The organism is Pseudomonas sp. 22515 (assembly GCF_052044625.1).
Lineage (GTDB): Bacteria > Pseudomonadota > Gammaproteobacteria > Pseudomonadales > Pseudomonadaceae > Aquipseudomonas > Aquipseudomonas alloputida.
Genome location: NZ_JBQENN010000018.1, coordinates 25,528 through 38,424 on the forward strand (window position 1 = coordinate 25,528; position 12,897 = coordinate 38,424).

At 63.5% G+C, this 12,897-nt stretch carries 9 protein-coding genes and 1 tRNA gene; 8 read left to right on the top strand and 2 right to left on the bottom strand.

Annotation, left to right across the window (positions count from 1 at the left end):
• Positions 1–97 precede the first annotated feature (97 nt).
• From fdnG to ACTJJN_RS17540, 7 genes are all read left to right on the top strand, one after another.
• Entirely contained in the window at positions 98–3,166 is a 3,069-nt protein-coding gene (gene fdnG, locus ACTJJN_RS17510; RefSeq protein WP_143494999.1) for a formate dehydrogenase-N subunit alpha, read from the top strand.
• On the top strand, positions 3,166–4,116 hold the full coding sequence (gene fdxH, locus ACTJJN_RS17515) for a formate dehydrogenase subunit beta (RefSeq protein ID WP_011953328.1): 951 nt from the start codon (positions 3,166–3,168) through the stop codon (positions 4,114–4,116). The genes fdnG and fdxH overlap by 1 nt, the downstream gene beginning before the upstream one ends.
• Positions 4,113–4,769: a formate dehydrogenase subunit gamma gene (locus tag ACTJJN_RS17520; protein WP_011953329.1), complete on the top strand. Its 657-nt coding sequence runs from the start codon at positions 4,113–4,115 to the stop codon at positions 4,767–4,769. The genes fdxH and ACTJJN_RS17520 overlap by 4 nt, the downstream gene beginning before the upstream one ends.
• Before the next feature lie 4 nt (positions 4,770–4,773).
• Entirely contained in the window at positions 4,774–5,700 is a 927-nt protein-coding gene (gene fdhE / locus ACTJJN_RS17525) for a formate dehydrogenase accessory protein FdhE (protein ID WP_440781462.1), read from the top strand.
• A gap of 144 nt (positions 5,701–5,844) precedes the next feature.
• On the top strand, positions 5,845–7,272 hold the full coding sequence (gene selA / locus ACTJJN_RS17530) for an L-seryl-tRNA(Sec) selenium transferase (RefSeq protein WP_014755157.1): 1,428 nt from the start codon (positions 5,845–5,847) through the stop codon (positions 7,270–7,272).
• Positions 7,269–9,191 carry a selenocysteine-specific translation elongation factor gene (gene selB, locus ACTJJN_RS17535; protein WP_014755158.1) on the top strand — a complete coding sequence of 641 codons (1,923 nt, stop codon included), beginning with the start codon at positions 7,269–7,271 and terminating at the stop codon, positions 9,189–9,191. The genes selA and selB overlap by 4 nt, the downstream gene beginning before the upstream one ends.
• A gap of 6 nt (positions 9,192–9,197) precedes the next feature.
• Positions 9,198–9,293, top strand: a tRNA-Sec gene (locus ACTJJN_RS17540).
• Between the two features lie 106 nt (positions 9,294–9,399).
• Here ACTJJN_RS17540 and ACTJJN_RS17545 read toward each other — a convergent pair.
• Both ACTJJN_RS17545 and ACTJJN_RS17550 read right to left on the bottom strand, forming a co-directional pair.
• A complete protein-coding gene (locus tag ACTJJN_RS17545) occupies positions 9,400–10,398 on the bottom strand; it encodes an asparaginase (protein WP_440781463.1) in 999 nt (332 codons plus the stop codon).
• 63 nt (positions 10,399–10,461) lie between these two features.
• The gene (locus tag ACTJJN_RS17550) at positions 10,462–11,904 is read right to left on the bottom strand and encodes an alanine/glycine:cation symporter family protein (RefSeq protein WP_221100848.1); all 1,443 of its coding nucleotides are present in this window, start codon (positions 11,902–11,904) and stop codon (positions 10,462–10,464) included.
• Between the two features lie 178 nt (positions 11,905–12,082).
• On the opposite strand from ACTJJN_RS17550, the gene ACTJJN_RS17555 reads away from it, so the two are divergent.
• The gene (locus ACTJJN_RS17555; protein WP_011953334.1) at positions 12,083–12,892 is read left to right on the top strand and encodes a helix-turn-helix domain-containing protein; all 810 of its coding nucleotides are present in this window, start codon (positions 12,083–12,085) and stop codon (positions 12,890–12,892) included.
• The last annotated feature ends 5 nt before the right edge of the window (positions 12,893–12,897 follow it).

Genomic DNA, 12,897 nt, shown 5'->3' on the forward strand with positions numbered 1-12,897 from the left:
AGTCTTATCCTTTGGCGGCCATCAATTGGCCGCCACCGTGACTACCAAGAGGCGCCGGCAATGTTCCGCGCGTCCACCACCTGATCAGGAGTGCACGATGGACCTGAACCGTCGGCAGTTCTTCAAGGTCGCCGCCGTCGGCCTTGGAGGCTCGAGCCTTGCGGCGTTGGGCATGGCCCCAACGCCGGCATTCGCCGAGCAGGTGCGTCACTTCAAGCTGGCGCATACCAAAGAAACCCGTAACACCTGCCCCTACTGTTCGGTCGGCTGCGGCCTGATCCTGTACAGCCAGGGCGATGCGGGGAAAAACGTCAAACAGAATATCATCCATATCGAAGGGGACGCCGACCACCCGGTCAACCGCGGCACACTTTGCCCGAAAGGCGCCGGCTTGCTGGACTTTATCCACAGCCCGAGCCGCCTGCAGTACCCCGAGGTTCGCAAGCCGGGCAGCAAAGAGTGGGTGCGGGTCAGCTGGGACGAGGCGCTGGACCGCGTCGCCGACCTGATGAAGCAGGACCGCGATGCCAACTTCATCGAGAAGAATGCCCAAGGCCAAACGGTCAACCGCTGGCTCACCACCGGTTTTCTTGCCGCTTCCGCTGCTTCCAGCGAGGCTGGCTACCTGACCCACAAGGTCATCCGCGCAACAGGCATGCTGGGGTTCGATAACCAGGCACGTGTCTGACATGGCCCGACGGTGGCAAGTCTTGCCCCGACGTACGGCCGTGGCGCCATGACCAACCACTGGTCCGATATCGCCAACGCGAATCTGGTCCTGGTGATGGGTGGCAACGCAGCAGAAGCGCATCCGTGCGGCTTCAAGTGGGTGACCGAGGCCAAAGCGCACAACAAGGCGCGGCTTATTGTGGTCGACCCGCGGTTTACCCGTACCGCTTCGGTGGCGGACTACTACGCGCCGATCCGGACCGGCACCGATATCGCCTTCATGGGCGGGCTGATCAACTACCTGCTCAGCAACGACAAGATCCAGCACGAGTACGTGCGCAACTACACTGACGTGTCGTTCATCGTCAAAGAGAACTATGGCTTCGAGGATGGCCTGTTCAGCGGCTACGACGAGGCCAAGCGTGTGTACGCCGACAAGTCCGGCTGGGGTTACGAGCTGGGTGAGGACGGCTATGCCAAGGTCGACCCGACACTGCAGCATCCTCGCTGCGTGTTCCAGCTGATGAAGCAGCATTACAGCCGCTATACCCCGGAACTGGCGAGCATGACCTGTGGCATGCCACAGGACGCCATGATGAAGGTCTGGGAAGAGATCGCCTCCTGCTCGGTTCCGGGCAAGACCATGACGATCCTTTATGCGCTAGGTTGGACGCAGCATTCGATCGGTGCGCAGATTATCCGCAGTGCGGCCATGGTCCAGCTGCTGCTCGGCAACGTCGGCATGCCCGGTGGCGGGGTCAATGCCCTGCGCGGGCACTCCAACATCCAGGGCCTGACCGACCTCGGCCTGCTGTCCAATTCGCTGCCGGGCTACCTGACCCTGGCCGGTGACGCCGAGCAGGACTACGCCGCCTACATCGACAAGCGCGCTTCCAAGCCGCTGCGGCCTGGGCAGTTGTCGTACTGGCAGAACTACGGCAAGTTCCACGTCAGCCTGATGAAGGCCTGGTACGGCGCCAATGCCACGGCGGAAAACAACTGGGGTTATGACTGGCTGCCCAAACTCGATGTACCGGCCTACGACGTGCTGCGCATGTTCGAGATGATGGGCCAGGGCAAAGTCAACGGTTATATGTGCCAGGGCTTCAACCCGATCGCCGCGCTGCCGGACAAAAACCGCGTCACTGCGGCACTGGGCAAGCTCAAGTGGCTGGTGATCATGGACCCCTTGGCCACCGAGACCTCGGAATTCTGGCGTAACGTCGGGCCGTTCAACGATGTCGACACGGCCTCTATCCAGACCGAAGTGATCCGCTTGCCCACTACCTGCTTCGCCGAGGAAGACGGCTCGCTGGTCAACAGCAGCCGCTGGCTGCAATGGCACTGGAAGGGCGCAGACGGCCCGGGCGAGACGCGCACCGACGTGCAGATCATGAGCGAGCTGTTCCTGCGCCTGCGCCAACGTTACCAGGCCGAAGGGGGCGCCTACCCTGACGCGATAATGAATATCAGCTGGCCGTACAAGATCCCTGAAGAGCCCTCCCCGGAGGAGCTGGCCAAGGAGATGAACGGCTGGGCGGTGGCCGATGTCACCGACCCGACTGGCGCGGTGATCAAGGCGGGCCAGCAACTGGCGGGCTTCGGTCAGCTCAAGGACGACGGTAGCACCGCGTCTGGCTGCTGGATCTTTGCCGGTAGCTGGACCGAACAGGGCAACCAGATGGCTCGCCGCGACAACAGCGACCCGTATGGCATGCACCAGGTGCAGAACTGGGCCTGGGCCTGGCCGGCCAACCGCCGCATCCTTTACAACCGTGCCTCCAGCGACCCGCAAGGCAAGCCGTGGGACCCGGAGAAAAAGCGCCTGGTATGGTGGAACGGCAAGGCCTGGACCGGCACCGACGTGCCGGACTTCAAGGTCGACTCGCCGCCCGAGGCGGGGATGAACCCCTTCATCATGAACCCCGAAGGCGTGGCGCGTTTCTTCGCCATCGACAAAATGGCCGAAGGCCCGTTCCCCGAGCACTATGAGCCCTTCGAAACACCGATCGGCATCAACCCGCTGCACCCGCAGAACAAGAAGGCCACCAGCAACCCGGCCGGGCGCATCTTCGATTCTGTGTGGGACACCCTCGGCACGCACGATGAGTTCCCTTATGCGGCGACCACCTACCGGCTAACCGAGCATTTCCACTTCTGGAGCAAGCATTGCCGGCTCAACGCCATTGCCCAGCCCGAGCAGTTCGTCGAGATAGGCGAGGTGCTGGCCAACGAGAAAGGCATCAAGGCCGGCGACCGGGTACGGGTGTCGAGCAAGCGTGGGCATATCGATGCGGTGGCGGTGGTGACCAAGCGGATTCGCCCGCTGCAGGTCAATAATCAGACCGTGCACCAAATCGGCATTCCGCTGCACTGGGGCTTCACCGGCGCTACCCGGCATGGCTACCTGACCAATACCTTGGTGCCGTTCCTCGGTGACGGCAATACCCAGACGCCAGAGTCCAAGTCGTTCCTCGTGAAAGTGGAGAAACTCTGATGGCCAGCCAAGACATCATCGCCCGCTCGGCCACCACTACCGTGCCGCCCTCGGTGCGTCAGCAGGAGCAGGTCGCCAAGCTGATCGACACTACCAAGTGCATCGGCTGCAAGGCCTGCCAGGTGGCGTGCTCGGAGTGGAATGAACTGCGTGACGAGGTTGGCCACAACCACGGCACCTACGACAACCCCCAGGACCTCACTGCCGAGACCTGGACACTGATGCGCTTTACCGAGCATGAGCGCGACGACGGCAACCTGGAGTGGCTGATCCGCAAGGACGGCTGCATGCACTGTGCCGACCCAGGTTGCCTGAAGGCATGCCCGAGCCCGGGCGCGATCATCAAGCACGCCAACGGTATCGTCGACTTCAACCAGGACCACTGCATCGGCTGCGGCTACTGCATCACCGGCTGCCCGTTCAACATCCCGCGTATCTCGCAGAAAGACCACAAGGCGTACAAGTGCACCCTGTGTTCCGATCGCGTCAGCGTGGGGCTGGAGCCGGCGTGTGTGAAAACCTGCCCGACCGGAGCGATCGTGTTCGGCAGCAAGGACGAGATGAAAGTGCATGCGGCCGAGCGCATCGTCGATCTGAAGTCGCGGGGCTACGACAAGGCCGGGTTGTACGACCCGGATGGCGTCGGTGGTACCCACGTGATGTACGTGCTGCACCATGCCGACACGCCGAAGCTGTATGCCGGCCTGCCGGACCAGCCGGTGATCAGCCCGTTGGTGGGGTTGTGGAAGGGCTTCACCAAGCCGCTGGCGCTGTTGGCCATGGGCGCGGCGGTGCTGGCGGGGTTCTTCCACTATGTGCGGATCGGCCCACAGCGTGTCGAGGAGGATGAACACCCGACACCGCCGGACGAAAGCGTGCATCAAGTGGACCCGTCGGTCCATGTCTATGATCCGAAGCAGCCCGGTGGGCAAGGGGAGCAGCGGCCATGAACGACAACAAACCCATCCTGCGCTACAACGCCAACGAGCGTAGCAACCACTGGGTGGTGGCGATCCTGTTCATCCTGGCTGGGCTGTCGGGGCTTGCGCTGTTCCATCCGGCGCTATTCTGGCTCAGCAACCTGTTCGGCGGCGGGCCGTGGACGCGCATTCTGCATCCCTTCATCGGGGTGGCGATGTTCGTGTTTTTCCTCGGCCTGGTATTGCGCTTCTGGCGGGCCAACTTCATCACCGCCAATGACCGCCTGTGGCTGCGCCGGGTGGACCGGGTAATGCGCAACGAGGAGGAGGGCGTACCGCCGATCGGCAAGTACAATGCCGGGCAGAAGCTGCTGTTCTGGACCCTGCTGGTGTGCATGCTGGTGCTGCTGGTCAGTGGTGTGGTGATCTGGCGCGCATACTTCAGCCATTGGTTTGGCATCGATGCCATTCGCTTGTCTGCGCTGCTGCATGCGCTGGCGGCCTTCGTGCTGATTCTCAGCATCATCGTGCACATCTACGCCGGCATCTGGATCAAGGGCTCGATCGGCGCCATGCTGCATGGCTGGGTCAGCCGCGCCTGGGCCCGCAAGCATCATGAGTTGTGGTACCGCGAAGTGACCGGCGACAAGACGCCGGGTGATCACGGACGAAAAGAAGGATAAGCGCTTGAGCACCCTACTCGAACCCGGGCAGATCGAAGCGTCGGCAGTCACGCCGCCATTTCTGCACCTGCCTGTCGCCAACCTGTTTGAACTGCGCGCCGCGCGCCTGGAGCAACTGGCTGAGGGCAACGCGCTTGGCGATTACCTGAGGCTGATTGCCCGTTTATGCCGCATCCAGCAGCAGCTTGTGGATAACCCGCCCAGCGGCTTGCCCGTGGCCGAGGCGCGTCAGCGCCTGTGCATGGATCATGGTTTGCCGCCGCTGGCGGCTGACAGCCTGGTGCGTGAAGGGCCATGGCTGGTCTGGTTGCAGGCACTGCTAGAGCACCTCAGCGGCGAAACCCGTGGCCCGATGGGTGAGGCGCTGCAGGTGCTACGACGCAGTGATGACAATCAGCGCAAGGGCTGGGGCATTGCTTTGCTGGCAGGCCAGTACGATGGTGTGCCTGCAGCACTGGTGCCGTTTCTCGGTGCCGCGTTGCAGGCGGCCTGGTCCAGCTGGTTGCTGGCGCTGCCCGCACACCAGCTCAAGCCTGCCGGCAGCCTGGCCCAATGCCCGGCTTGTGGTTCGCCGGCGATGGCCGGGGTGGTGCGCAACCGTGGAAAGCACAACGGCTTGCGTTACCTGGCCTGTTCGTTGTGTGCCTGTGAGTGGCATGTGGTGCGGGTCAAGTGCGTGTACTGCGAGTCGAGCAAGGACTTGCGTTACACCAGCCTTGAGGATGATCGCCATGCGCCAGGCAAAGCGCCGCTGCGCGCGGAATGCTGCCCAGGGTGCGACAGCTACCTGAAGCAGAACTACCTGGAGAACGATGCGGCGGCCGAGCCGCTGGCCGATGACCTGGCCAGCCTGGCCCTGGATATACGCCTGGACGGGGAGGGCTTCCATCGCCTGGCGCCCAACCTGATGCTCGCGCCCGGTGGCGGGTGAGTGTCTACACTGAAAGATCGACTTGCCTTCTTCGCGGTCAAACCCCTGCCTACAGGTAATTGCGCCAACCCGCTGTACTTGTAGGAGCGGGTTCACCCGCGAATGGGCCAGCACAGACAACGGATCAGTCCAAGGTAGTACCGCATGTCCAACAGCCTTGCCAGCGACACCCCACGCCTGCCGTCCATCGATACCCTCCTTCGCCACCCGGCTTGCCTCCCTCTGATCGATCGCCACGGCCGTGACGCCGTGCTGAATACCCTGCGCCAGTTGCTCGACGACCTGCGCGAGCCCGCCCGTCATGGCGAACTCGGCAGCGCCGAACTGGCTCCGGAAATCCTCCTTGGCCGCAGCGGCGAACGCCTCGCCCTCCAGCAACGCAGCCAGGTTCGCCGCGTGTTCAATCTCACCGGGACCGTGCTGCACACCAACCTGGGCCGCGCCTTGCTACCGGAAGAAGCCATCGAGGCCATGCAGACCGCGGCTCGTTACCCGCTCAACCTGGAATTTGACCTGGCCACCGGCAAACGTGGCGACCGTGATGACCTGATCGAAGGCCTGATTCGCGAGCTGACCGGCGCCGAAGCCGTCACTGTGGTCAACAACAATGCCGCCGCCGTGCTGCTAGCGCTCAACAGCCTGGGCGCGCGCAAGGAGGGCATCATCTCTCGCGGTGAACTGATCGAGATCGGTGGTGCTTTCCGCATTCCCGACATCATGGCCCGTGCCGGCGTCAAGCTGCACGAGGTTGGCACCACCAACCGTACTCACGCCCGCGACTACGAGGCGGCCATCGGCCCGCGCACTGGCCTGCTGATGCGGGTGCATTGCAGCAATTACAGCATCCAGGGCTTCACCACCCAGGTGCCTACTGTCGAGCTGGCACGTATCGCCCACCAACATCAACTGCCACTGCTTGAAGACCTGGGCAGCGGCAGCCTGCTCGACCTTACCCGCTGGGGCCTGCCCGCCGAACCCACGGTACGCCAGGCCCTGGCCGATGGTGCCGATATCGTCACCTTCAGTGGCGACAAACTGCTGGGGGGGCCGCAAGCCGGGATCATCGTCGGCCACAAGGACTTGATCACCAGGATCAAGAAAAATCCGCTCAAGCGTGCGTTGCGCGTCGACAAGATCACCCTCGCTGCACTCGAAGCGGTGCTGGCGCTGTACCGTAACCCCGATCGCCTGGCCGAGCGCCTGCCCAGCCTGCGCTTGCTGACTCGCAGCCAGGCCGAGATTCAGGCCCAGGCCGAGCGCCTGGCGCCTGAGCTCCAGGCGCGCCTCGGCGAGCAATGGGCCATCCGTGTAGAGCCCGCGTTGGGCATGATCGGCAGTGGCAGCCAGCCGGTTGCACGCTTGCCCAGTGCCGCGCTGTGCCTGCGCCCGCAAGTGTCGAAGAAGTTGCGCGGGCGCAGCCTGCATGTGCTGGAGCGAGCCCTGCGTGACCTACCGGTGCCGGTGCTGGGCCGCATTGATGACGATGCCCTGTGGCTGGACCTGCGCCAGCTGGATGACGAAGCCCAGTGGCTGGCCCAGTTGCCAGCCCTGCAGCTGGGGCCGGTGCAGTGATCGTTGGTACCGCTGGCCACATCGACCACGGCAAGACCGCACTGCTGCTGGCGCTGACCGGCCAGGCCGGCGATCAGCGGCAAGAAGAGCGCGCCCGCGGCATGACCATCGACCTTGGCTACCGCTATGCGGCGCTGAGCGAAGGCGCGCCGCTGACCGGCTTCATCGATGTGCCGGGCCACGAGCGTTTTATCCACAACATGCTGGCCGGCGCCCATGGCATCGACCTGGTGCTGTTGGTAGTGGCGGCCGACGACGGGGTCATGCCGCAGACCCGTGAGCACCTGGCGATCATCGAGCTGCTGGGCATTCCCCAGGCCTTGGTGGCGATCAGCAAATGCGACCGGGTCGAGCCGTCGCGTCTGGCCGAGGTGCAGATGCAAGTCAGTGAATTGCTGGCGCCTGGGCCATATGCCGGTGCGCGGCAGTTTCCGCTGTCGAGCATCAGCGGGGAGGGCGTGGACGCGTTGCGTCAGGCCCTGCTGGAGGCCGAAGCAGGTACACGGCAGCGTAGTGTCGTCGGTGGTTTTCGCCTGGCCGTCGACCGTGCCTTTGCGGTTACCGGCGCCGGTGTGGTGGTCACCGGCACGGCACTGGCCGGGCGGGTCAGTGCGGGTGATACGTTGTTGCTGGGCAAGGCCGGCAAGGTGGTACGCGTGCGTGGCCTGCATGCACAGAACCAGGCCGCGTTGGTGGCAGAAGCAGGCCAACGGGTGGCGCTGAACATCGCTGCCGAGCGCCTGGCCGTGGAGCAGGTGCACCGGGGCGACTGGCTGGTGCCCGAATGGTTGCATGCGCCCAGTGTTCGGGTGGATATCGAGCTAAACCTGTTACCTGGCGAGAAGCGTGCTTTCGAACATTTCAGTGCTGTGCATGTGCACCTCGGCACCCAGGATGTAACGGCCCGGGTCGCCTTGCTCGAAGGCGAAAGCCTGACTGCCGGTCAACGCATGTTTGCCCAGTTGTTGCTCAACGCGCCGTTGCAGGCCGTGCACGGCGACCGCCTGGTGCTGCGCGATCAGCGCGCCCAACGCACACTGGGCGGCGGCAAGGTGCTCGACCCGTTCGCACCAAGCCGCCAACGCCGCAGCGATGCCCGTCTGCAGCAGTTGCAGGTGCTGCGCGATGCAGCGGATCTGGAGCAGGCACTGCCAGCACTGCTCGCCAGTGCACCGGGCGGCATTAGCCCGCAGCGACTCGAGCGGCAGTTCAACCGCCTGCGGGAAACCTGGCAGTTACCGGATGATGTGCGGGTGGTGGCCACCCGGCAGGGCCAACTGCTGTTCGCCAACGCCCAATGGCAGGCGCTCAAGCAGCAGGTTCTGGAACAGCTGGCGCGCTTTCACGAGCAAGAGCCCGACCAGCTCGGCCCGGACCGCGATCGCCTGCGGCGCTTTGTAGCCTTGCCCCTGGAACGGCCGGCTTTCGTCAGCCTGCTGGATGAACTGCTCGACGACAGCGCCATCGCCAGCAGCGGGCCATGGCTGCATCTGCCCGACCACAAGGTGCAGTTGAGCGAAGCCGACAGTGCATTGTGGGCACGTCTGCAGCCGAAGTTGATCGCAGGGCAATACGACCCACCTTGGGTCAGGACGCTGGCGGGTGAGGAGAACCGTGCCGAAGCCGATGTGCGCCTGTTACTGCGCAAGTTGGCCCGGCTGGGTCTGGTGCATCAGGTGGTGCGCGACCTGTTCTATCCAGAGGCGACGCTGCAGCGCATGGCAGCGTTGATGCTGGGGCAGGCCAGCGAAACGCAGATAGTGCAGGTTGCCGAGTTTCGCGATATGTTGGGCATCGGTCGCAAGCGCAGTGTGCAGATTCTGGAATACTTCGACCGCATCGGCCTGACCCGGAGGGTGGCCGACCAGCGTCACATCCGCGCCGACAGCGCCCTGGCCCAACAACAGGCCAGGCACTGAGTTCAAGGAAGGCAATCGCGCCCGGTGGCGCGGCCGGGCTTCAAACCCGGTTGGGGACGGCAGCCGTTCCCGGGCAGGTTCGACTCCCGCTGCCTTCCGCCATTTTTTCACCCTTCAGGGCCTCTTCGCGGGTGAACCCGCTCCTACACAGGAAACGCAATCGTCGTAGGCGCGGGTTTATCCGCGAAGAGGCCCTAAAAGGCGCTGATCAAGCCCGTTCGCCACACAGATCCAGGACAAACCAGCGGTCTGCTGCGTCAGCATCCAACCCTGCGCCCAGTAGCGCCACCATCTTGCCCAGCGCTGCTTCACGGGTCATGCCACCGCCACTGACCAGCCCGGCCCCGCGCAAGCGGTTGCCCGCTGCATAGGTGTCGAACACCACCGAGCCTTCCGGGCACTGGCTGATAGCCGCCAGCATCACGCCGCGCTGGCGCGCTGTGCTCAGCACATTCAGCAGCGCCTGGTCATCCGATGGCCCGGTACCGCTGCCGTAGCACTCCAGCAGCAAACCCTGCACACCACTGTCGATCAAGGCCTGCAAATGCCCGGCCTGAAGCCCCGGGAACACCGGCACAACCGCCAGGTTGACCGGTTTGCGCGGTTGCTTGTAGCCCAGCTCGGCAGGGATCGTATCGGCCCGCTCAGCGTCACGGTGGCTTGGCAGCGCAGCAAAGGCATCGAACGCTTCGCTGCGTAGCTTCGACGCCCGACAGCCATGCAGCAGCTGACCGTGGAAGTACAGCTGCACGCCATCTTCCAGCCCGTGTTCGAACTGACGCAATGCGCCGCACAGGTTGTCCCAGGCATCGCTGTCCGGGGCACCTGCCGGCAGCATCGAGCCGGTCAGCACTACCGGTGCTGGCAGGCCCAGCAACAGGAACGACAACGCAGCAGCGCTGTAGGCCATGCTATCGGTACCGTGCAGCACCAACACGCCATCGTGGCCCGCGACATCCACCGCCGCGACGATGGCATCGCGCATCGCCAGCCAGTTGTGCTGTTGCATATTGGCGCTGTCGAGCAGCGGGTTCAGCTCGTGCAGTGTCCATTGCACCTGGGGTGCATTGGCCATCTGGGCAAAGTGTTCACGCATCCGCGCGTCAAAACCACCGGCCGGTGCCAGGCCTTCGGGTGTTTCGAGCATGCCGATGGTGCCACCGGTATAGAGAACGAGAAGATTCTTTACTGCGCGCATGGAAAGCATCCGTAGCGGTGAGCGGACAAAGAAAAGCCGCCCGCGGAAGGGGCGGCTGGGCAGGGGAGGATATCAGCGCTGCGTCTGAACTTGGCCGACTGCTTTGTCAGTGGCTGTTTCCACCTGCGGATTGGCAGGCCAGGCATTGCGGTCCAGGTCCAGGTCGGCAAACTTGGACGAGTCGAACACAGGCTGCTTTACACCGGCCTTGCGCTGGTCGTCGTAGTCGCGCATGACCCGCAGGCCGACCTTGAACAGCAGGGCCAGGGCCACCAGGTTGACGAAGGCCAGGCAGGTCATGGTGATGTCGGCGAAGGCGAACACGGTCGACAGGTCTTGCATCGAACCCCACACGACCAGTGCCAGCACCAGGCCACGGAACACCATCAACACTGCGCGGTTACGGCTGAGGAATTGCAGGCTGTTCTCGCCGAGGTAGTAGTTGTAGAGGATGCAGGTGAAGACGAACAGCGACAGCGCCACGCTGACGAACACGCGACCCCAGTCACCGACTACGGCGGCCAGCGAGTTCTGGGTCAGGACGATGCCGTCACCTTCGAAGCCCGGGGTGTAGAAGCCCGACAGCAAGATCAGCAAGGCGGTGCAGGTGCAGATCACGAAGGTGTCGAGGAACACGCTGAAGGCCTGGACCACGCCCTGTGCGCCCGGGTGTTTCACCGCGGCCACGGCGGCGACGTTCGGCGCGCTGCCCAGGCCTGCTTCGTTGGCGAACACGCCACGTTTCACGCCCATGACGATGGCGCTGCCGAGCAGGCCGGCAAACGCCGGGTCGAGGCCGAAGGCGCTCTTGAAGATGGTTTCCAGCATGGCTGGCACGTGTTCGATCTGGGTGCCGATCACGTACAGGGTCACGCCGATGTAGGCCAGGGTCTTGACGGGTACCAGCAGGTCCGACACCGCCGCGATGCGCTTGATGCCGCCGATGAAGGTGATGGCCAGCAGTACGGCCAGCACAATACCGGTGTGGCTTGGGTCGAAGGCAAAGGCATTCTGCAGCGAGTGGGTGACGGTGTACGACTGCAGGCCGATGAAGGCGAAGCCGTAGGTGACCAGCAGCAAGATCGAGAACACGATGGCCATGCTCTTGCGCTTCAGCCCGTGCTGGATGTAGTAGGCCGGGCCGCCACGGTACAGGCCGTCGCCATCAGCGCGCTTGTACACCTGGGCCAGGGTGCATTCGAAGAAGCTGCTGGACATGCCCACCAGTGCGGTAACCCACATCCAGAACACGGCACCAGGGCCACCCAGGGTCACTGCGATACCGACACCGGCGATGTTGCCGGCGCCCACGCGGCCGGCCAGGCTCAGCATCAGGGCCTGGAAGGAGCTCAGCTGGCCTGCCTGGCCACGCAGCGATTCCTTGAACACGCTGAACATATGGGTGAAGTGGCGGAACTGGACGAACCGGGAGCGGATGGTGAAGTAGCTACCCAGCCCTACGATCAGCACGATGAGGAGTTTCCCCGAAAGGAAATCGTTGATTACTTCGAGCATTGGAAAATGACCTCGATTCTTATTCTTCGTGTGGAAAGACCAGCGGACGGCAGGCGCACCGCTATTCGTTGGGGCGCATGGTTGGCTATGACAAGAGTGGTTACAATTTCGCGGATTGCTCTGAATTGATGCGACGTGATGCTACAATGGCGTCATTCGCGTCACCTGGATTCCGCATATGAGCGATCACTTCGCTACAAACCTCAAACTTGCCTGCAGTCACTACCGCTCTATTTCCGAAGTTTGCCGCCAGCTGTCGATCAACCGCGCACAGTTCAACAAGTACCTGAGCGGGCAAAGCCGTCCGACGGCTTTCAACCTGAAGCGTATCGGCGACTTCTTCGGTGTCGAGGATTACGAACTGAACCTGCCCGCCGAGCAGTTCGCCCGTCTGATCGGTGCGCGGGTATCGCCCCAGGCCCAGCAGCCCAGTGACCCGATCAGCGAGTTGTTCCGCCCGTTGCACGAACATGGCGGCAACCTTTCGCGCTATTGCGGTTACTACTTCGAGTACTCCAACTGCATGTCGGTGCCGGGCACGACCCTCGTGTCGCTGGTGCACCTGTGGGAAGAGCGCGGCCGTTTTCTGTTCGAGCGTCAGGAACGGCAGGAACGCTCCAGCACCACCGATCAGCATGCCGAGGTACGCTGCCGCTACCTGGGGGCGGCGTTCCAGCTGCAGGACCGGATGTTCCTCATCGACTACGAGTCGCTGACGTTCAACGAAATGAGCCAGACCATCCTCATCCCCAGCTTCAAAAGCCGCATTACCCGGCTGAATGGCCTGAAGGCCGGCGTATCCAGCGGTGACCGGCGCAACCCGGCCTGTACCCGGGTGGTGTGGGAATACCTGGGCGAGGAGATCAATCGCATCAATGCGTATCGGCAGGTGAAACTGTACCGGCCGGATGATCCGCGTATAGATGACGATGTGCGTGAGCGGTTGAGTGTGGCGCCGTTGCGCAACGGTCTGTTCGAGATCGAGTAATGCTC